Genomic DNA, 16,982 nt, shown 5'->3' with positions numbered 1-16,982 from the left:
TCATGTCAAAAGATTTAAAGTATACAAGAAACATAGGTATAGCAGCACATATTGATGCAGGAAAAACTACAACTACAGAAAGAATTTTATTCTACACAGGAATCAATCATAAAATTGGAGAAGTTCATGATGGGGCAGCAACCATGGATTGGATGTTGCAAGAACAAGAACGTGGGATAACCATTACTTCTGCAGCAACATGTTGTAATTGGATTTATAAAAATAAGAAATATCAAATCAATATTATTGACACGCCAGGTCATGTTGACTTTACAGTAGAAGTAGAAAGATCTTTAAGAGTATTAGATGGAATGGTGGTTTTATTTAGTGCAGTTGATGGAGTAGAACCTCAATCAGAGACAGTATGGAGGCAGGCAGATAAATATGATATTCCTAGAATTGCTTTTATAAATAAAATGGATCGTCAAGGAGCTGATTTTTTCAATGTTTGTTTGCAAATAGAAAAAATGTTAGGAGCAAATTCTGTTCCATTGCAAATCCCTATTGGATCTGGAGATAATTTTAGAGGAGTAGTAGATTTAATTACCAATAAAGCTATTGTTTGGGATGATAATAATTATGGAATAACATTTCAAGAAATACCTATTCCATCTGAAATGAAAAATATGGTAAACGATTATCATAATAAACTGATTGAATCTTTATCAGAACATGATGATTTTATTATGGAAAAGTTTTTATATGATAATTATTCTATTTCCGAAAATGATATTATTTCTTCCGTTCAAAAGAACACCATAAAAATGAAAATAATACCTATCTTGTGTGGTTCTTCTTTTAAAAATAAAGGGGTCCAAGCTATGTTGGATGCTGTGTGTCGTTATTTACCTTCTCCGTTAGAAGTGAAAGATATAGTGGGAGTGCATCCCCTATATCAAACAAAAGAAACAAGAAAACCTAGTGAAAAAGAGCCATTTTCTGCTTTAGCTTTTAAAATAGCCAGCGATCCTTTCGTAGGTCGTCTAGCGTTTTTTAGAGTATATTCTGGAAAGATTGACGCAGGATCATATAGTTTGAATCCAAGATCTGGAAATAAAGAACGGATCTCTCGTATATATCAGATGCATGCTAATAAACAAAATCCTATTTGTAGGATAGGGGCTGGAGATATTGCTGCTGTAGTAGGATTTAAAGATATTAAAACGGGTGACACCTTATGTGATGAAAAATTTCCAATTCTTTTAGAAAATATCTCTTTTCCAGAACCAGTGATTGGTTTAGCTATAGAACCTAAGTTTAAATCAGATATAGATAAGATGAGTTTTGCTTTGTCTAAATTAATGGAAGAAGATCCAACTTTTCAAGTTCGTACAGATAATTATACAGGACAAACTATTATATCAGGAATGGGGGAATTGCATTTGGAAATCCTTGTAGATAGAATGAAAAGAGAGTTTAAAGTAGAAGTAAATCAAGGAAAACCACAAGTAGAATATAAAGAAGCTCTAACAAATGTAGTAGAACATAGGGAAATTTATAAAAAACAAACAGGAGGTCGTGGAAAATTCGCAGATATTCTATTTCGTTTAGAACCAGGTGATTCTGGAAAACTGGGTTTAGAATTTATCAATAAAATAAAAGGTGGAAATATTCCTAAAGAATACATTCCATCTATAGAAAAAGGATGTAAAGAAATGATAAAAAATGGACCTCTTTCTGGATATGAAATAGAAAGCGCTAAAATAACTATTTTAGATGGTTCCTATCATCCAGTAGATTCTGATCAGTTGTCTTTTGAAATAGCAGGAAAATTTGGGTTTAAAGAAGCAGCTAAAAAAGCAAAACCTATTTTATTAGAACCAATTATGAAATTGGAAATATTGGTTCCAGAAGAAAATATGGGAGATGTTATAGGAGATTTAAATCGTAGAAGAGGAATAGTTCAAAATCTGAATAATCGTGAAAATATAAAGATAATTCAAGGCGTAGTTCCATTATCTGAGATGTTTGGATATGTAACGGTATTAAGGACTCTTTCTTCCGGAAGAGGAACGTCTACTATGGAGTTTTCTCATTATGATGTAGTTCCAAGGAATATTGTGGATAACTTTATCATAGGAAATGATAAATATAGGGAGTATAATAAAAAAAAAAAATAGAAAAAAATTAACAATATCAATACCATGGGTCATGATATAAAAATTAAATTGAAATCTTATGATTATAATTTATTAGATAAGTCAGCTGAAAGAATTGTAAATTCTGTTCTTCCTACAGGAGTAGTGCTTAATGGTCCAGTTCCATTACCCACCGAAAAGAAGATATTTACAGTATTACGTTCTCCTCATGTTAATAAAAAATCAAGAGAACAATTTTTACTTCCTACTCATAAAAGACTTTTACAAATTCACAATGCTTCTTCTAAAACAGTAGATGCGTTGATGAAGTTAGAATTGCCGAGTGGAGTAGAAGCAGAAATCAAAGTATAATAAAAAATGTTTGGTTTAATAGGTATAAATCTTGGAATGACTAGTATTTTTTCCAAGAATGGAGAAAATATTCCATGTACTATCGTCAAAGTAGGTCCTTGTTATGTGATTCAGGTAAAAACTATGGAAAAGGATGGTTATTCTGCTATTCAATTAGGAATAATCGATAAAAAAGAAAAACAAACAACTAAAGCTTTACAAGGTCATTTTAGAAAATCTGGTATTTTTCCGAAAAAAAAATTATTAGAATTTAAAAATGTTTTTAGTCCTTCTATAAAATTAGGGAGTCAAATAAATATAACTTCTTTTGTAGAAGGAGAATTAGTGGATGTAAGAGGAATTACTAAAGGAAAAGGATTTCAAGGAGTCGTAAAAAGACATAAATTTTCAGGTGTAGGAGAGAGAAGTCATGGACAACATAATAGATTGAGAGCTCCTGGATCTGTTGGTGCGGGTTCTGATCCATCTAGAATTTTTAAAGGAAAGAAAATGGCTGGAAGAATGGGAGGAAAACATGTAACTATTAAAAATTTAACAATATTGAAAATTGATGTAACTGAAAATATTTTTCTATTGAATGGATCGGTACCTGGTAATAAAAATTCATATTTAATGATTAAGAAAAAAAAATGGAATTAGAAATTTTGGATATTAAAGGAATTTCTACTAATCGTAAAGTTTCGTTTGATGAAAAATTTTTTTCTAAAAAATCTTATGATCATTCTATTTATTTAGAAGTGAAAAGATATCTATCTGCACAACGTCAGGGAACTCATAAATCTAAAGAAAGAGGAGAAATATCTGGAAGTAGAAGAAAATTACATAGACAAAAAGGAACTGGCGGTTCTAGAAAAGGAGATATAAAAAATCCTCTCTTTAGAGGAGGAGGACGGGTTTTTGGTCCTAAACCTAGGAGATATTTAATGAAAATCAATAAATTAACAAAAAATTTTGCAAAAAAAAATATTATAGAACATAAATTAAAAACAAAAAAGGTAAAAATTATAGAGGATTTTCAATTGAAAAAACCGAAAACTAAATTGGTTTTAAACATATTAAAATCATTACAGTTAGTAAATGAAAAATTATTGATGGTTGTAGAAAAAATGGATAAAAATTTACATTTATCTGCTAGAAATTTAAAAAACTTTCAGTTGTTACAAGCGGAAGAATTGAATAGCTATTCTTTATTAAATTCTTCATATGTTATACTTTCTGAAAGTTCAATAAAAAAAATAGAAAGGATTTTAAATATTTCATAAATTGCAAAATCTATGATTTTAATTAAACCTTTTCTTACAGATAAATCTTCTTTGAAAGAGGAAAATTCTTGTTATACATTCTCTGTACGTATTGATTGTAATAAAAATCAAATCAAAAAGGAAATCTACAGAATATTTGGAGTTTCTGTTAAAAAAATCAGAACAATGATTTATTCTAGAAAAGATAAATCAAAATATACTAAGAAAGGATTTCTATATGGTAGAACCAATAGATTAAAAAAGGCTATTATTCAATTGAAAGAAAATCAAAAGATTGATTTTTTTAATAAAAAATAAATTTGATGTCAATAAAAAAGCTGAAACCAATAACACCTAGTCAACGTTTTAGAATAGTTAACGGGTTTGATCAAATTACAAAATTTTTCCCTGAAAAATCTTTAACAAGAGGAAAGTGTAAATCAGGAGGAAGAAATAATTATGGAAAAATGACTATGCGTTATTTTGGAGGAGGGCATAAAAGAAAATATAGAATTCTTGATTTTAAAAGAAAAAAATTTGGAATATCTGCTATCATAAAATCTATAGAATACGATCCTAATCGATCTTCCTTTATTTCTTTACTTCATTATAAAGATGGAGAAAAAAGATATATTGTAACTATGGATGGATTTAAAATAGGACAAGAAGTGATTTCTGGAAAAAACGTCCCTTTTAATGTAGGAAATTCTACTTTTTTGAGTGAAATCCCTTTAGGAACAAATATTTCTTGTATAGAATTAAGACCTGGACAAGGGGCAAAAATAGCTAGAAGCGCTGGAGCGTATGCACAATTGTTTGCAAAAGATGGAAAATATGCAACCATTAAATTTCCTTCTGGAGAAATAAGAATGGTTATGATTAATTGTATGGCTACTATTGGTGCAGTTTCTAATCCAGATCATCAATTGGAAAAATATGGAAAGGCAGGAAAAAATAGACATTATGGAAAAAGACCTAGAACAAGAGGAGTTGCAATGAATCCTGTAGATCATCCCATGGGAGGCGGAGAAGGAAAAGCATCTGGTGGAATTCCTAGAAATAGAAGAGGAGTCCCTTCTAAAGGCTTTAGAACTCGTACTAGAAAAAAACATTCGGATAAATATATTTTACAAAGAAGAAAAAAATAGAAATTTTTATTATTATGGCAAGATCATTAAAAAAAGGTCCATATGTTTCTCAACAGTTATATAATAAAGTTTTAAATAATATTAAATCTGAAAAAAAGTCTATAATTAAAACTTGGTCTAGGCCATCAACTATTTTACCTGATTTTGTTGGACAAACTTTTGCAGTTCATAATGGAAGACAATTTATTCATGTGTATATTACGGAAAATATGATTGGACACAAATTAGGAGAGTTTGCTCCTACTCGTACTTTTAGAGGACATGCCGGATCTAAAAATAAATTAAAAGTTAAAAATTAAAAATTTACAGTAGGTAAAAATAATTATGGAAGAGAAAGCTATCATCTCTGCTTCTTTGAACGAGGTTCGTAGTTCTCCGAGAAAAATGAGATTATTAGTCAATTTAGTTAGGAATAAAAAAATCCAAAATGCTTTGGATATATTGAAATATAGTAAGAAAAAAAAAGTCTCTATTTGTTTGAGAAAATTACTACTTTCAGTATTGTCTAATTGGCATAGAAAATATTCAAACTTATCCTTGGATAAAGATTCTTCTTTATATATAAAAGAAATTAGAGTTAATCAAGGTAGAACTCTGAAAAGATTGCGTCCGGTCCCTCAAGGAAGGGGTCATAGAATTAGAAAAAAATCAAGTAAAATTTTAGTTTTTTTAGAGAATAGATAAATAAATTTAGTTATATGGGACAAAAAACAAATCCAATTGTTAATCGTCTTGGCATTATCATGGGATGGCAATCTAGTTGGTGTAATAATTATAAAGATAGAATAAAAGAAGATTTCAAGGTAAGAAGATATATAGAGGCGCGTCTTCCTAAAGGAATAGTTTCTAGAATTTTTATAGAGAGAACTCTTAAATTTATAACCATAACTATTAGGACTTCACGTCCTGCTCTGGTTATAGGAAAGGGTGGAGATGAAGTAGATACAGTTAGAAAAGAATTGAGGAAATTAACGAAAAAAGAAGTTCAAATTAATATTTCTGAAGTAAAACGTCCTGAATTGGATGCTCCTTTAGTAGCAAAAAGTTTAGTTAGACAATTAGAAAATAGAATTTCTTATAAAAAAGCCATAAAATTATCCATATTATCTGCTATGAGAATGAATGCTCAAGGAATAAAAATACAAATATCTGGTAGGTTAAATGGATCTGAAATGGCTAGATGTGAGTCTTATAAAGAGGGAAGGATTTCTCTTGGAACTTTTCGTGCAGATGTAGATTATCATATGGCAGTTGCTCATACTGTATATGGAAGCATCGGGGTTAAGGTTTGGATTATGAAAGGTGAAATATATGGAAAAAAAGAATTATCTCCTCTATTTGGAATGCAAAAAAGACATAGATTTTCTAATCATAAGGCTTCTTTTTTTAGAAAGAAAAAATTATAAATTTTTGATACATGAATAATGTTACAACCAAAAAAAACAAAATATAAAAAACAACAAAAAGGACGTATACGTGGAAATTCTTCGAAAGGAATTTCTTTGTCAAGAGGTTTATACGGAATAAAAGCTTTAGAAGGTGCTTGGGTTACATCTAGACAATTAGAGGCTGCTCGTGTAGCGGCTACTAGGTATATGAAAAGAGAAGGAAAATTATGGATCAATGTTTTTCCTGATAAACCTGCTACAAGAAAACCACAAGAAGTTCGTATGGGGAAAGGAAAGGGGCCTGTAGAATTTTGGATTTCTGTGGTAAAACCTGGTAGGGTTTTATTTGAAATAGATGGAGTGGAAATGGAAATAGCTAAAGAGGCGTTAAGATTAGCCTCTCAAAAACTTCCTATCAAAATGAAATTTATTTTTTCTAAAGAATATATAAAATCATGAAATATTCAGATATTAAAATTTTATCCAAAAAAGATATTCAAAATCATATAAAAAAGGAAAAAGATAATTATCAAAAAATGAAATTTGATCATACTTTTGGGTTGATTAAAAATCCTATGGAAATTAAAATTTTTAGAAAAAATATAGCTAAATTAGAAACTGAATTAAATCAAAGAAGAAATGATTCATGAAAAAGAAAAAAAGTCTGTTATTACTATTCCAAATAGTAGTAGACGTAGTAGAAAGCAAAGAATCGGTATAGTAACTAGTGATAAAATGGATAAAACGATTGTTGTTTCTGAAATTAAAAAAGTGAAACATAAATATTATGGAAAAAGCATTTTAAAAAAGAAAAAATATATGGTTCATGATGAAAAAAATATCTCTAAAAATGGAGATAAAGTTAGCATTATGGAAATGCGTCATCTTAGTAAGAAAAAATGTTGGAGATTAGTTTCGATTTTAGAAAAATCATCGAATGTTACAACAGGAATCTAGATGTAAAGTATCAGACAATACTGGGGCTAAAGAGGCATTAATTATCAGAGTTTTAGGAGGAGGGAAAAGAAGATATGCTTCGTTAGGAGATTCTGTTGTCGTTACTATAAAAGAGGCTATATCTGGTGGAGGTATTGTGAAAAAAGGTCAAGTAGCTAAAGCTATAATAATTAGAACAAAAAAAAAAATAAGGAGAAAGGATGGGTCTTATATAAGTTTTGATGATAATGCTTGTGTACTTATCAATCCTTCTGGAGAGATGATGGGAACTAGAGTTTTTGGTCCAGTCGCTAGGGAACTAAGAGATAAAGAGTATATGAAAGTTATTTCTTTGGCACAAGAGGTTTTATAAACAAGTTTTTTTATGATCAAAAAAGGAGATAAAGTTTCTATTTTATCAGGAAATTTTAAAGGAAATAAAGGAATTGTTCTTAAAGTTTTTCCTAAAAAAGAAAAGGCTATTATCCATGGAATTAATATAGTCAAAAAACATATCAAACCTACTGCAAAAAAACCTAAAGGAGGGATAATTGAAAAAGAAGCTCCAATACATATATCAAATCTTAAAAAGGAGAAACTATGATTTATAAATCTAGGCTAAAAAGATTGTATGAAGAAAAAATTGTTCATAGTTTAATGAAAAAATTTAAGTATAGCTCTGTGATGCAAGTTCCTAGACTTAAAAAAATAGTTATTCATCAAGGGGTAGGAATATCTGTATTAAATAAAAAGTTCTTAGATGCTTCTATGGAAGAAATTACGGCTATTGTAGGTCAAAAAGCAATCTTTTGTTATTCAAAACATGATGAATCTGGATTTAAATTAAGAAAAGGAATGCCTATAGGTGTAAAAGTTACTTTGAGGAGAATAAAAATGTATGAGTTTTTAGAAAGACTTATTACTGTTTCTTTACCAAGAGTAAGAGATTTCAATGGAGTAAAAACAAGTAGTTTTGATAGAAATGGAAACTATAACATGGGAATATCTGAACAAGTCATTTATCCTGAAATAAATATTGATCAAATTAAAAAAAATATGGGGATGAATATCACATTTTATACTTCTGCTAAAACTAAAAAAGAAGCTCAAAATCTTTTATCTTATTTTGGAATACCGTTTAAAAAATAAATTAAATAAAAATGGCTAAAGAATCTGTAAAAGCAAGACAAAAAAAAAGGGAAAAGATGGTATTAAAATATGCAAAAATCAGAAAATCTTTAAAAGATTCTCGGAATTACGAATTATTGCAAAAATTACCAAGGGATGCTTCTCCTGTACGTTTAAGAAATAGGTGTTCAATCACAGGAAGATGTAGGGGATACATGCGGCAATTTGGTATATCTCGTATTGTTTTTAGAAATATGGCATCTCAAGGCCTTATTCCTGGAATAAAAAAAGCAAGTTGGTAATATAAAATCATCGATTATGCATACTGATTCCATTGCTGATTTGTTAACTAGAATTAGAAACGCCAGCCTTGTAAAACATCCTCTTTTAGAGGTTCCCTATTCTAGATTAAAAAAAGAAATTACTAAAGTTTTATTAGATAATGGTTATATTTTGGATTATAAATTAGAGAATAAAAAAGGAAAAATCATTAAAATAGCTTTAAAATATTATCAAAATATTTCTGTGATTCAAAAAATAATCAGGATTAGTAAACCAGGATTAAGAAAATATATCAAATATAAAAATTTGCCTCGTGTACTAAATGGATTAGGTATAGCTATTATTTCTACTTCTCATGGAGTGATAACAGATAAACAAGCTAGAAAAAAAAAGTTGGGGGGAGAGATTTTGTGTTACGTGTATTAAAATATAATTATGTCTAGAATTGGAAAAATCCCAATTTCTATTCCTGAAAATGTGAATATAAGTATTATTGGCAATAAAATAATAGTCAAAGGAGAATTAGGAGTTTTGAGCCAAGAAATTTCTGATCAAATTAAATTGACAATACAGGAAGGAAAATTACATTTAAAGAGAATTCAAGAAGATAAAAAATCGAAATCTTTACATGGATTATATCGTGTATTAATTGATAATATGATAAAAGGGGTTTCCAAGGGATTTAAAAAAAAATTGGAGCTAGTGGGAATTGGATATAGAGTTAATTTTCATGGAGACATATTGGAATTAAATTTAGGCTTTTCTCATCATATTATGATTCAAATTCCTAAGGAAATTTATATAGAAGAAAAAACAGAAAAAGGACAAAACCCCATTCTTATTTTGAAATCTCATGATAAACAATTATTAGGTTTAATAGCTGCTAAAATTCGTTCATTTAGAAAACCAGAACCTTATAAAGGAAAAGGAGTTAGATATTTAAAAGAAGAAGTACGTAGAAAAGCAGGAAAATCTGCTTAATTTCATTATTATTATGATAAAAAAAAGAAAGAAAAAAAAAAGAGTATTTGGAACTTCTAATAGACCTAGGATATCTGTCTTTAGAAGTAACAAGGCTATATATGCACAAGTGATTGACGATACTTCTGGAAAAACTTTAGCTTCATCTTCTTCTAGAGAAAAAGTTTTTGGAAATAAAAAAAAAACAAAAATAGAATTATCTAAGGAAGTAGGAAAACTTTTGGGGAAAAGAGCAAAAATGTTGAAAATACAAAAAGTTGTTTTCGATAAAAAAAAATATTTATATCATGGACGAATACAATCTTTAGCAGAAGGAATAAGAGAAATGGGTTTAGATTTTTAGATTAAAAAAGAAAATATATGACTGCATTTTTATCGGAAAAAGAAAAAAAAACAAAATATTCCGGGTTAGAATTGAAAGAAAGATTGGTAGGAGTGACTAGAGTTTGTAAAGTAACCAAGGGAAGAAGATATTTTAGTTTTAGCGCAATTGTTATTAAAGGGAATGAAAATGGAATGGTAGGTTATGGATTTGGAAAATCTAAAGAAGCATCAGATGCAATCCACAAGGCAGGAGAACAAGCAAAAAGAAGTTTATGTAAAGTTTGTATATCCAATGGAACAATTCCTCATGAACAAGAAGCTAAATATGGTGGAGCCCATATTCTTATTAAACCTGCATCTGAAGGAACCGGAATTATAGCAGGAGGGCCTCTGAGAGCAGTTCTTGAATCAGCTGGATTAAGAAATGTTTTATCAAAATCTAAAGGATCATCTAATACGCATAATGTTATTAAGGCGACGATAAAAGCGCTTAGCTATATGAGAGATGTGAAAAAAATAGCTAAACAAAGAGGAATTTCTATTAGAGAAGTATATCATGGATAAAAATATAATTTTATAATTATTATGCAATTATTAAATTTTTTAACGCCAAAAATAGGTTCTAGAAAAAAAAAAACTAGATTGGGAAGAGGACAAGGATCTGGAAAAGGAGGTACTTGTGGAAGAGGACATAAGGGGGCTAAGTCTCGATCAGGATATTCTAAAAAATCCGGTTTTGAGGGTGGACAGATGCCTCTACAAAGAAGAATTCCAAAATTCGGGTTTATAAATATTTTCAAAAAAAAATATTCTATAATTAGTTTAGATACTTTACAGGATTGGATAAATAAAGGAAAAATTTCGGATAAAAAAGTAATTAATAAACAAGTATTATTAGATACTAATTTAGTGAAGAAAAAAAAAGATTTGATAAAAATTTTATCAGGAAGAAAGAAATTGCAATTTTCCTTAAAAATAGAAGCAAACAAATTTAGTAAAAAAGCTGTTATTTCTATAAAAGAAGCAGGTGGAGAAACCTTATGTTTGTAAATAAATAAAATAGAGAAAAATTGTAATGAATAATTTTTTAGTTACATTTTATAATATTTGGAATGCAAAAGAATTACGAAAAAAAATTATAACTACCTTAAGTTTTTTATTAGTATACCGTTTCGGAGCTTATATTCCTATTCCTGGTATGAATCCATTAGGAATCAGTAATTTTTTAGAAAATCTTAATTTAGGTTCTAAAGGTCTTATGCAAATCCTTTCTTCTTTTACAGGAGGGGCATTTAATCGAGCTTCTATTTTTGCTTTGGGGATCATGCCATATATATCTGCATCTATTATTATACAATTAATGTGTATAATTATTCCTTATTTGCAAAGATTACAAAGAGATGGAGAAAGTGGAAGAAGACAAATTAATCTTCTTACAAGATGGTTAACTATAGGCATATGCTTAATACAAGCTCCTTTATATTTAATTTCTTTAACTAAACAATTTATTCCTTTTTCAAATCCAGCATTATCTAACGTTTATCTTCTAAATATGAATACTTTTTATGGGAAAACTTTGTTTTGGACAATAGGAGTTGTCATTTTAACTTCTGGAACATTATTTACTATGTGGTTGGGAGATAAAATAACAGAAGAAGGAATAGGAAATGGTGTTTCCTTAATTATTATGTCCGGAATCATAGCTCGTTTTCCTGATGCTATAACTAAAGAAATTTTTAGTAAATTGGAGGTTGGAAATGGAGGTTTGATTGTTTTATTTTTTGAAATTTTGTTATGGTTATTAGTCATTCTTTTTTCTATTGTAATTATTCAAGCTATTAGAAAAATTCCTGTACAATATGTTTCTCATTATAAATCTTTAGGTTTTAATTCTAAATTGATTCATAAAAAACATCAGTATATTCCATTAAAGATGACAGCTGCAGGTGTAATGCCCATTATTTTTTCTCAGGCTATTATGCTTTTTCCTTTAAATTTTTATCATTATGTTCATAATGATAAAATAAAAAAATTCTTTCATCTTTTTCAAGATGTTTATGGATTATGTTATAATTTAACTTTTTCCTTATTAGTGATAATTTTTACTTTTTTCTATACAGCAATTACAATTCCTGTAAATCAAATGGCTGATGATTTAAAAAGGAACGGAGGACATATTCCAAAAATAAAGCCAGGAAAAGAAACAGCAGAATATATAGATTTGATTTTATCAAAGATTACATTTCCTGGAGCTATATTGTTAGCTATAATCGCCATACTTCCGTCTATAGTTTTTCGTTTAGGGATCACTCAAAATTTTGCATTATTTTATGGAGGAACTTCTCTGCTAATTGTAGTTGGAGTAATTTTAGATATAATACAACAAGTTGATATATATTTATTGAATTATTACTATGATGATTTAATGATCATGAAAAATCGTAACAGCAGATATACTACTGTTAGCAGCAAATTATAGTAAATAATTTTGTATATTGGGTGAATATTAAACTTAATAAGATCTTTGATTTATGGCTAAACAAAAGCATATTGAAGTTGATGGAACAATTATAGAATCTTCTCCAAATGCAATGTTCCGTGTGGAATTGGAAAATGGATGTATTGTTAAGGCACACATTTCTGGAAAAATGAGAATGCATTATATAAAAATATTACCTGGAGATAAAGTGAGATTAGAAATGTCCTCTTATGATTTAAAAAGAGGAAGAATAACATATAGATATTAATTATTAATTATGAAAGTAAAAACTTCTTTAAAAAAAAGAACTGAAAATTGTCAGATAATTAGAAGAAAAGGACGTTTACGAATTATCAATAAAAAAAATCCTAGATTTAAACAAAAACAAGGTTAACTGAAGATTTTTCAGATAATTAGAAGAAATAATTTTATATGTCAATCAGAATATCAGGCGTAGATTTACCTAAATCTAAAAGAGGGATCATTGGACTTACATATTTATATGGAATAAGTAAAAGTTTGTCTAAGAAAATTTTATTTTCCGTTGGAATAAATGAAAATACAAAAATTATGGATTGGTCTGATGAAGAAATTAGCAATGTTAGAAAATATATTTCAAATCATGTGAAAATAGAAGGAGAATTAAGATCTGAAATACAATTGAGTATTAAAAAACTAATGGATATTGGTTGTTATAGAGGAACTAGACATAGAAAACGTTTACCTTTAAGAGGTCAAAAAACTAAAAATAATTGTAGAACTAGAAAAGGGAGAAAAAAAACTGTAGCAAACAAGAAGAAAGCGGTAAAATAAAATTATTTCATATAATAAAATATGGCAAAATCATCATTGGGGAAAAAAAAATCTGTTCTAGTAGATTCATTGGGAATTGCACATATTCAATCCACATTTAATAATATCATTATTACATTGACAAATAAGAGAGGCGAAGTAGTAGCTTGGTCTTCTGCTGGAAAAATGAATTTTAAAGGATCTAAGAAAAACACTCCTTATGCAGCTCAAATGGCGGCAGAAAACGTAGCAAAAGAAGGATTAAATGCAGGAATAAAAAAAGTAGAAGTGAAGGTCAAAGGCCCTGGAGCTGGTAGAGATGCGGCTATACGAGCATTAAGTAATTCTGGAATGATAGTTACTTTAATAAAAGATATTACCCCTTTACCACATAATGGTTGTCGTCCTCCTAAAAGAAGAAGAGTTTAATATTTTTTGTATGGCGAAATATATAGGACCAAAAACGAAAATTTCCCGAAAGTTTGGAGAATGTATATACGGAGAAGATAAATATTTTGAAAGAAGAAAATATCCTTCAGGTCAACATGGAAATAATCGTCGTAGAGGGAAACGATCAGAGTATTTTATACAATTAGCAGAAAAACAAAAAGCGAAATATACTTACGGAATATTAGAACGTCAATTTGAAAAGTTGTTTTTTGAATCCGCAAGAAAAAAAGGAGTTACTGGAGAGTTATTATTACAAGCATGTGAATCTCGTTTGGATAATATTGTATTTAGATTAAAATTTGCTCCATCCAGATCTTCTGCTCGTCAAATAGTTTCTCACAGACATATTAAAGTAAATAATCGTGTAGTTAATATTCCATCTTTCAGATTAAAACCTGGTGATAAGATAGGAATAAGAGAAAAATCTAAAAAACATCCAGTTATATTGGAATCTATAAATCAAAAAGTGGGTCCATTGGTAGAATGGTTAATTTTAGATGAAAAAAATATGTTTGGGATATTTAGAATTATGCCGAAAAGGAAACAAATACCTGAAAATATTAAAGAACAACTAATTGTTGAATTATATTCAAAATAAGGAAAAATCATAATTATGGCTATTTTAGATTTTGTTAAACCTGATAGAATCACAATATCGGAATTTACAGATCAAAAAGGGATTTTTCATTTGAAGCCTTTAGAACCTGGATATGGTCTGACATTAGGAAATGCCTTAAGAAGAGTTCTTTTAGGTTCTTTAAAAGGTTTTGCGGTTACTTCCATAAAAATTAAAGGAGTAAAATATGAGTTTTCTACTATAGAAGGAGTAGTAGAAGATGTCACTGAAATTATATTGAATTTCAAAAAAATTCGTTTTCAGCGTAAAATCAAAGGAGTAACGAAAGAAACAGTCAATGTATTAATCAAAAATAAAGAAAAAGTTACTGGAAAAAGTTTAAACGAATTTATTTCTAGTTTTCAAGTTTTAAATACAGATGTAGTTATTTGCAATAAAGAAAAATCATTTCCCTTAGAAATGAGTTTTACTATTGAAGAAGGAAGAGGTTATGTCCCAGCAGAAGAGAACAAAAACAACAATGATGATTTAATAGGAAACATCCCTATAGATTCTATTTATACACCTATTAAAAATGTAAAATATACAATAGAAAATTGTCGTGTAGGTCAGAAAACAGATTTTGAAAGTCTTTCATTAGAAATAAGAACAGATGGATCTGTATCTCCAAAAATGGCTCTTATGGAAGCTTCTCAAATTTTAATAAAGTATTTTTCTATTTTTTCTCATGAAAAAATAGGAAAAAAAGAACATAAAGAAATTAGCAAAGGAAGAAAATATGATGAAGAATTTTTGCGTATGCGTACATTATTAAAATCAAAGTTGACTGATATGGATTTATCTGTACGAACAAAAAATTGTTTAAAATCTGCATCTATACAGTCTATAGCAGATTTGGTGAGTTGTAATCGATCTAATATGTTAAAAATGAGAAATTTCGGAAAAAAATCTTTGGAGGAATTAGAAAGTAAAATGAAAGAAAAAGGTTTGTATTTTGGAATGGATATCTCCGAATACAAGTTAAACCGAGAATAGATTTATGAATCATAGAAGAAAAAATAATCATTTAGGACGAAAATTGGGACACAGAAAATCTATTCTTTCCAATATGTCTTCATCTTTAATTAAAGAAAAAAGAATCTTTACTACTTTAGCTAAGGCAAAAACTCTGAGAAAATATATAGAACCTATCATTACTAAGTCTAAAATAAAAACTCTTCATTCTAAAAGAAATATATTCGCATTATTAAGAGATAAAATTGCAGTATCAGAACTTTTTAAAGAATCTTTTCAAAAAGTACGTGAGCGTCCTGGTGGATATACAAGAATTATCAAAATACAATCTCGTTTTGGCGATATGTCTAAGTTATCTATGATTGAATTAGTTGATTTTAATGATATTTATTCTTCAAAAAAAAATAGAAAATCTATAAGACGTGGTAATCAAAGGAAAAGGAAGAGGATAGATCAAATAGGTAAAAAACTATGAGCAAAATTAAAACTATCAAAGCTAGACAAATATTAGATTCTAGAGGAAATCCTACTGTAGAAGTAGATGTGGTAACAGAAAAGAATGTATTAGGACGGGCTTCTGTTCCATCTGGAGCATCGAAAGGAGAAAATGAAGCTTTTGAATTACGGGATGGTGGAGAGAAATTTTTAGGAAATGGAGTCATGAAAGCAGTTCATAATGTGAATAATATTATCGCCCCTGAACTAATAGGTTTTTCTGTTATGGATCAAATATCTATTGACAAATTAATATTAGATTTAGACGGAACAAAAAACAAAAGAAGATTAGGAGCAAATGCTATTTTAGGGGTTTCTTTAGCGGTAGTAAAAGCAGCTTCCAAAGAGTTAAATCTTCCTCTTTATAAATACATAGGAGGAGTGCATGCACATATACTTCCAATTCCTTTAATGAATATTGTTAACGGAGGGAAGCATTCAGATGCTCCTATAGTTTTTCAAGAATTTATGATAGTCCCTATGAAGGCTAATACATTTTTTGATGCTATTCAAATGGGATATAAAGTTTTTTATAAACTAAAAAATATTTTACATAAAAAGGGTTTATCAACAAATGTTGGAGATGAAGGTGGTTTTTCTTCTAATTTTGATGGAATCGAAGATGTATTAGATAATATTTTGGAAGCTATCCATCAAGCTAATTATGAACCTTATGAACAAATAGGTCTAGCTTTAGATTGCGCCGCATCTGAATTCTATCAAGATGATAAATATAATTATTCTAAATTTGAAAAAAAAAATAAAGAAAAAGTAGAAAGATCTAAAGAAGAACATGTTAATTATTTGTCTTATTTGACAAGACGTTATCCTATTATATCTATTGAAGATGGAATGGATCAAAATGATTGGGAAGGATGGAAAATATTAACTAGAGAATTGGGAAAAGAAGTTTTGTTAGTAGGAGATGATTTATTTGTAACAAAAGTAGAAAAATTGAATGAGGGAATCAAAGAAGGAATAGCCAATTCTATTCTTATCAAAGTAAATCAAGTGGGAACGTTAACAGAAACAATAGAAACCATAAACACAGGAAAAGAAAATGGATATTTCAACATTATTTCTCATCGTTCTGGAGATACAGAAGATCCTTTTATAGCGGATTTCTCTGTAGCATTAAATATCGGAAAAATTAAAACAGGTTCTATCTGTCGTTCCGAAAGGACTTCGAAATATAATCAATTATTACGTATCGAAGATACGCTAGGTAAAAATTCTTATTATCCAGAATGGAAAGGATGGAAATAAATTATTAATTTTTATCTCCAATAAAGAAACT

At 28.7% G+C, this 16,982-nt stretch carries 30 protein-coding genes; all 30 read left to right on the top strand.

The features are described 5' to 3' along the window. Positions 1-2: 2 nt before the first annotated feature. From fusA to eno, 30 genes are read left to right on the top strand one after another with little or no spacing between them, the layout of a single operon-like run. On the top strand, positions 3-2,120 hold the full coding sequence (gene fusA / locus H0H45_RS02005; protein WP_185866402.1) for an elongation factor G: 2,118 nt from the start codon (positions 3-5) through the stop codon (positions 2,118-2,120). A 24-nt stretch (positions 2,121-2,144) separates the two neighbouring features. Continuing rightward, positions 2,145-2,450 carry a 30S ribosomal protein S10 gene (rpsJ, locus tag H0H45_RS02000; RefSeq protein WP_012821541.1) on the top strand — a complete coding sequence of 102 codons (306 nt, stop codon included), beginning with the start codon at positions 2,145-2,147 and terminating at the stop codon, positions 2,448-2,450. Positions 2,451-2,456: 6 nt separating this feature from the next. Next, positions 2,457-3,089, top strand: a complete 633-nt coding sequence (rplC, locus tag H0H45_RS01995) for a 50S ribosomal protein L3 (protein WP_185866401.1) — start codon at positions 2,457-2,459, stop codon at positions 3,087-3,089. Beyond that, the gene (gene rplD, locus H0H45_RS01990; RefSeq protein ID WP_185866400.1) at positions 3,080-3,712 is read left to right on the top strand and encodes a 50S ribosomal protein L4; all 633 of its coding nucleotides are present in this window, start codon (positions 3,080-3,082) and stop codon (positions 3,710-3,712) included. The genes rplC and rplD overlap by 10 nt, the downstream gene beginning before the upstream one ends. Positions 3,713-3,724: 12 nt before the next feature. Then, on the top strand, positions 3,725-4,009 hold the full coding sequence (rplW, locus tag H0H45_RS01985) for a 50S ribosomal protein L23 (protein ID WP_185866399.1): 285 nt from the start codon (positions 3,725-3,727) through the stop codon (positions 4,007-4,009). A 5-nt stretch (positions 4,010-4,014) separates the two neighbouring features. Further along, complete coding sequence (gene rplB / locus H0H45_RS01980; RefSeq protein WP_185866398.1) at positions 4,015-4,839, top strand: 50S ribosomal protein L2; 825 nt, start codon at positions 4,015-4,017, stop codon at positions 4,837-4,839. A gap of 14 nt (positions 4,840-4,853) precedes the next feature. Continuing rightward, the gene (rpsS, locus tag H0H45_RS01975) at positions 4,854-5,138 is read left to right on the top strand and encodes a 30S ribosomal protein S19 (protein WP_185866397.1); all 285 of its coding nucleotides are present in this window, start codon (positions 4,854-4,856) and stop codon (positions 5,136-5,138) included. 25 nt (positions 5,139-5,163) lie between these two features. Further along, a complete protein-coding gene (gene rplV, locus H0H45_RS01970; RefSeq protein ID WP_185866396.1) occupies positions 5,164-5,523 on the top strand; it encodes a 50S ribosomal protein L22 in 360 nt (119 codons plus the stop codon). A gap of 14 nt (positions 5,524-5,537) precedes the next feature. Further along, a complete protein-coding gene (gene rpsC / locus H0H45_RS01965; protein WP_185866395.1) occupies positions 5,538-6,245 on the top strand; it encodes a 30S ribosomal protein S3 in 708 nt (235 codons plus the stop codon). A gap of 18 nt (positions 6,246-6,263) precedes the next feature. Further along, a complete protein-coding gene (gene rplP, locus H0H45_RS01960) occupies positions 6,264-6,686 on the top strand; it encodes a 50S ribosomal protein L16 (protein WP_185866394.1) in 423 nt (140 codons plus the stop codon). Further along, complete coding sequence (rpmC, locus tag H0H45_RS01955) at positions 6,683-6,877, top strand: 50S ribosomal protein L29 (protein WP_185866393.1); 195 nt, start codon at positions 6,683-6,685, stop codon at positions 6,875-6,877. The genes rplP and rpmC overlap by 4 nt, the downstream gene beginning before the upstream one ends. Continuing rightward, a complete protein-coding gene (gene rpsQ, locus H0H45_RS01950) occupies positions 6,867-7,184 on the top strand; it encodes a 30S ribosomal protein S17 (RefSeq protein ID WP_185866392.1) in 318 nt (105 codons plus the stop codon). Before rpmC ends, rpsQ begins: the two co-directional genes overlap by 11 nt. Continuing rightward, entirely contained in the window at positions 7,165-7,536 is a 372-nt protein-coding gene (gene rplN / locus H0H45_RS01945; protein ID WP_185866391.1) for a 50S ribosomal protein L14, read from the top strand. The genes rpsQ and rplN overlap by 20 nt, the downstream gene beginning before the upstream one ends. 12 nt (positions 7,537-7,548) lie before the next feature. Further along, positions 7,549-7,767 carry a 50S ribosomal protein L24 gene (gene rplX / locus H0H45_RS01940; protein WP_185866390.1) on the top strand — a complete coding sequence of 73 codons (219 nt, stop codon included), beginning with the start codon at positions 7,549-7,551 and terminating at the stop codon, positions 7,765-7,767. Beyond that, on the top strand, positions 7,764-8,312 hold the full coding sequence (rplE, locus tag H0H45_RS01935; RefSeq protein ID WP_185866389.1) for a 50S ribosomal protein L5: 549 nt from the start codon (positions 7,764-7,766) through the stop codon (positions 8,310-8,312). Before rplX ends, rplE begins: the two co-directional genes overlap by 4 nt. A gap of 11 nt (positions 8,313-8,323) precedes the next feature. Next, positions 8,324-8,593, top strand: a complete 270-nt coding sequence (gene rpsN, locus H0H45_RS01930) for a 30S ribosomal protein S14 (protein WP_185866388.1) — start codon at positions 8,324-8,326, stop codon at positions 8,591-8,593. A gap of 16 nt (positions 8,594-8,609) precedes the next feature. Next, complete coding sequence (gene rpsH, locus H0H45_RS01925; RefSeq protein ID WP_202985747.1) at positions 8,610-8,999, top strand: 30S ribosomal protein S8; 390 nt, start codon at positions 8,610-8,612, stop codon at positions 8,997-8,999. Between the two features lie 9 nt (positions 9,000-9,008). Next, positions 9,009-9,554 carry a 50S ribosomal protein L6 gene (gene rplF / locus H0H45_RS01920; protein WP_185866387.1) on the top strand — a complete coding sequence of 182 codons (546 nt, stop codon included), beginning with the start codon at positions 9,009-9,011 and terminating at the stop codon, positions 9,552-9,554. A 13-nt stretch (positions 9,555-9,567) separates the two neighbouring features. Beyond that, a complete protein-coding gene (gene rplR, locus H0H45_RS01915) occupies positions 9,568-9,897 on the top strand; it encodes a 50S ribosomal protein L18 (RefSeq protein WP_185866386.1) in 330 nt (109 codons plus the stop codon). A gap of 17 nt (positions 9,898-9,914) precedes the next feature. Next, a complete protein-coding gene (rpsE, locus tag H0H45_RS01910) occupies positions 9,915-10,442 on the top strand; it encodes a 30S ribosomal protein S5 (RefSeq protein ID WP_185866385.1) in 528 nt (175 codons plus the stop codon). 21 nt (positions 10,443-10,463) lie between these two features. Then, positions 10,464-10,928 (top strand): 50S ribosomal protein L15, encoded by a 465-nt coding sequence (gene rplO / locus H0H45_RS01905; protein WP_185866384.1) that lies wholly within the window; start codon positions 10,464-10,466, stop codon positions 10,926-10,928. 25 nt (positions 10,929-10,953) lie between these two features. Beyond that, the gene (secY, locus tag H0H45_RS01900; protein WP_185866383.1) at positions 10,954-12,357 is read left to right on the top strand and encodes a preprotein translocase subunit SecY; all 1,404 of its coding nucleotides are present in this window, start codon (positions 10,954-10,956) and stop codon (positions 12,355-12,357) included. Between the two features lie 52 nt (positions 12,358-12,409). Further along, complete coding sequence (gene infA, locus H0H45_RS01895) at positions 12,410-12,625, top strand: translation initiation factor IF-1 (protein ID WP_012821520.1); 216 nt, start codon at positions 12,410-12,412, stop codon at positions 12,623-12,625. A gap of 9 nt (positions 12,626-12,634) precedes the next feature. Continuing rightward, the gene (rpmJ, locus tag H0H45_RS01890; protein ID WP_185866382.1) at positions 12,635-12,751 is read left to right on the top strand and encodes a 50S ribosomal protein L36; all 117 of its coding nucleotides are present in this window, start codon (positions 12,635-12,637) and stop codon (positions 12,749-12,751) included. Positions 12,752-12,789: 38 nt separating this feature from the next. Next, entirely contained in the window at positions 12,790-13,170 is a 381-nt protein-coding gene (gene rpsM / locus H0H45_RS01885) for a 30S ribosomal protein S13 (RefSeq protein ID WP_185866381.1), read from the top strand. 21 nt (positions 13,171-13,191) lie between these two features. Continuing rightward, positions 13,192-13,578: a 30S ribosomal protein S11 gene (gene rpsK / locus H0H45_RS01880; RefSeq protein WP_185866380.1), complete on the top strand. Its 387-nt coding sequence runs from the start codon at positions 13,192-13,194 to the stop codon at positions 13,576-13,578. 10 nt (positions 13,579-13,588) lie between these two features. Next, complete coding sequence (gene rpsD / locus H0H45_RS01875) at positions 13,589-14,197, top strand: 30S ribosomal protein S4 (protein ID WP_185866871.1); 609 nt, start codon at positions 13,589-13,591, stop codon at positions 14,195-14,197. Between the two features lie 15 nt (positions 14,198-14,212). Next, complete coding sequence (locus tag H0H45_RS01870; RefSeq protein ID WP_185866379.1) at positions 14,213-15,211, top strand: DNA-directed RNA polymerase subunit alpha; 999 nt, start codon at positions 14,213-14,215, stop codon at positions 15,209-15,211. A 4-nt stretch (positions 15,212-15,215) separates the two neighbouring features. Continuing rightward, the gene (gene rplQ / locus H0H45_RS01865; RefSeq protein ID WP_185866378.1) at positions 15,216-15,665 is read left to right on the top strand and encodes a 50S ribosomal protein L17; all 450 of its coding nucleotides are present in this window, start codon (positions 15,216-15,218) and stop codon (positions 15,663-15,665) included. Continuing rightward, positions 15,662-16,951: a phosphopyruvate hydratase gene (eno, locus tag H0H45_RS01860; RefSeq protein ID WP_185866377.1), complete on the top strand. Its 1,290-nt coding sequence runs from the start codon at positions 15,662-15,664 to the stop codon at positions 16,949-16,951. The genes rplQ and eno overlap by 4 nt, the downstream gene beginning before the upstream one ends. Positions 16,952-16,982 lie beyond the last annotated feature (31 nt).

The sequence above is a fragment of the Blattabacterium cuenoti genome (assembly GCF_014252095.1).
In the GTDB taxonomy this organism is placed as follows: domain Bacteria; phylum Bacteroidota; class Bacteroidia; order Flavobacteriales; family Blattabacteriaceae; genus Blattabacterium; species Blattabacterium cuenoti_F.
The sequence above is the reverse complement of the archived record's forward strand: the minus strand, read 5'-3'. Positions and strand labels throughout refer to the sequence as shown.

What these genes read in the sequence shown, in the direction of transcription:
- fusA (WP_185866402.1), top strand. Translation starts at nt 3, where the DNA reads ATGTCAAAAGATTTAAAGTATACAAGAAACATAGGTATAGCAGCACAT.
- rpsJ (WP_012821541.1), top strand. Translation starts at nt 2,145, where the DNA reads ATGGGTCATGATATAAAAATTAAATTGAAATCTTATGATTATAATTTA.
- rplC (WP_185866401.1), top strand. Translation starts at nt 2,457, where the DNA reads ATGTTTGGTTTAATAGGTATAAATCTTGGAATGACTAGTATTTTTTCC.
- rplD (WP_185866400.1), top strand. Translation starts at nt 3,080, where the DNA reads ATGGAATTAGAAATTTTGGATATTAAAGGAATTTCTACTAATCGTAAA.
- rplW (WP_185866399.1), top strand. Translation starts at nt 3,725, where the DNA reads ATGATTTTAATTAAACCTTTTCTTACAGATAAATCTTCTTTGAAAGAG.
- rplB (WP_185866398.1), top strand. Translation starts at nt 4,015, where the DNA reads ATGTCAATAAAAAAGCTGAAACCAATAACACCTAGTCAACGTTTTAGA.
- rpsS (WP_185866397.1), top strand. Translation starts at nt 4,854, where the DNA reads ATGGCAAGATCATTAAAAAAAGGTCCATATGTTTCTCAACAGTTATAT.
- rplV (WP_185866396.1), top strand. Translation starts at nt 5,164, where the DNA reads ATGGAAGAGAAAGCTATCATCTCTGCTTCTTTGAACGAGGTTCGTAGT.
- rpsC (WP_185866395.1), top strand. Translation starts at nt 5,538, where the DNA reads ATGGGACAAAAAACAAATCCAATTGTTAATCGTCTTGGCATTATCATG.
- rplP (WP_185866394.1), top strand. Translation starts at nt 6,264, where the DNA reads ATGTTACAACCAAAAAAAACAAAATATAAAAAACAACAAAAAGGACGT.
- rpmC (WP_185866393.1), top strand. Translation starts at nt 6,683, where the DNA reads ATGAAATATTCAGATATTAAAATTTTATCCAAAAAAGATATTCAAAAT.
- rpsQ (WP_185866392.1), top strand. Translation starts at nt 6,867, where the DNA reads ATGATTCATGAAAAAGAAAAAAAGTCTGTTATTACTATTCCAAATAGT.
- rplN (WP_185866391.1), top strand. Translation starts at nt 7,165, where the DNA reads ATGTTACAACAGGAATCTAGATGTAAAGTATCAGACAATACTGGGGCT.
- rplX (WP_185866390.1), top strand. Translation starts at nt 7,549, where the DNA reads ATGATCAAAAAAGGAGATAAAGTTTCTATTTTATCAGGAAATTTTAAA.
- rplE (WP_185866389.1), top strand. Translation starts at nt 7,764, where the DNA reads ATGATTTATAAATCTAGGCTAAAAAGATTGTATGAAGAAAAAATTGTT.
- rpsN (WP_185866388.1), top strand. Translation starts at nt 8,324, where the DNA reads ATGGCTAAAGAATCTGTAAAAGCAAGACAAAAAAAAAGGGAAAAGATG.
- rpsH (WP_202985747.1), top strand. Translation starts at nt 8,610, where the DNA reads ATGCATACTGATTCCATTGCTGATTTGTTAACTAGAATTAGAAACGCC.
- rplF (WP_185866387.1), top strand. Translation starts at nt 9,009, where the DNA reads ATGTCTAGAATTGGAAAAATCCCAATTTCTATTCCTGAAAATGTGAAT.
- rplR (WP_185866386.1), top strand. Translation starts at nt 9,568, where the DNA reads ATGATAAAAAAAAGAAAGAAAAAAAAAAGAGTATTTGGAACTTCTAAT.
- rpsE (WP_185866385.1), top strand. Translation starts at nt 9,915, where the DNA reads ATGACTGCATTTTTATCGGAAAAAGAAAAAAAAACAAAATATTCCGGG.
- rplO (WP_185866384.1), top strand. Translation starts at nt 10,464, where the DNA reads ATGCAATTATTAAATTTTTTAACGCCAAAAATAGGTTCTAGAAAAAAA.
- secY (WP_185866383.1), top strand. Translation starts at nt 10,954, where the DNA reads ATGAATAATTTTTTAGTTACATTTTATAATATTTGGAATGCAAAAGAA.
- infA (WP_012821520.1), top strand. Translation starts at nt 12,410, where the DNA reads ATGGCTAAACAAAAGCATATTGAAGTTGATGGAACAATTATAGAATCT.
- rpmJ (WP_185866382.1), top strand. Translation starts at nt 12,635, where the DNA reads ATGAAAGTAAAAACTTCTTTAAAAAAAAGAACTGAAAATTGTCAGATA.
- rpsM (WP_185866381.1), top strand. Translation starts at nt 12,790, where the DNA reads ATGTCAATCAGAATATCAGGCGTAGATTTACCTAAATCTAAAAGAGGG.
- rpsK (WP_185866380.1), top strand. Translation starts at nt 13,192, where the DNA reads ATGGCAAAATCATCATTGGGGAAAAAAAAATCTGTTCTAGTAGATTCA.
- rpsD (WP_185866871.1), top strand. Translation starts at nt 13,589, where the DNA reads ATGGCGAAATATATAGGACCAAAAACGAAAATTTCCCGAAAGTTTGGA.
- H0H45_RS01870 (WP_185866379.1), top strand. Translation starts at nt 14,213, where the DNA reads ATGGCTATTTTAGATTTTGTTAAACCTGATAGAATCACAATATCGGAA.
- rplQ (WP_185866378.1), top strand. Translation starts at nt 15,216, where the DNA reads ATGAATCATAGAAGAAAAAATAATCATTTAGGACGAAAATTGGGACAC.
- eno (WP_185866377.1), top strand. Translation starts at nt 15,662, where the DNA reads ATGAGCAAAATTAAAACTATCAAAGCTAGACAAATATTAGATTCTAGA.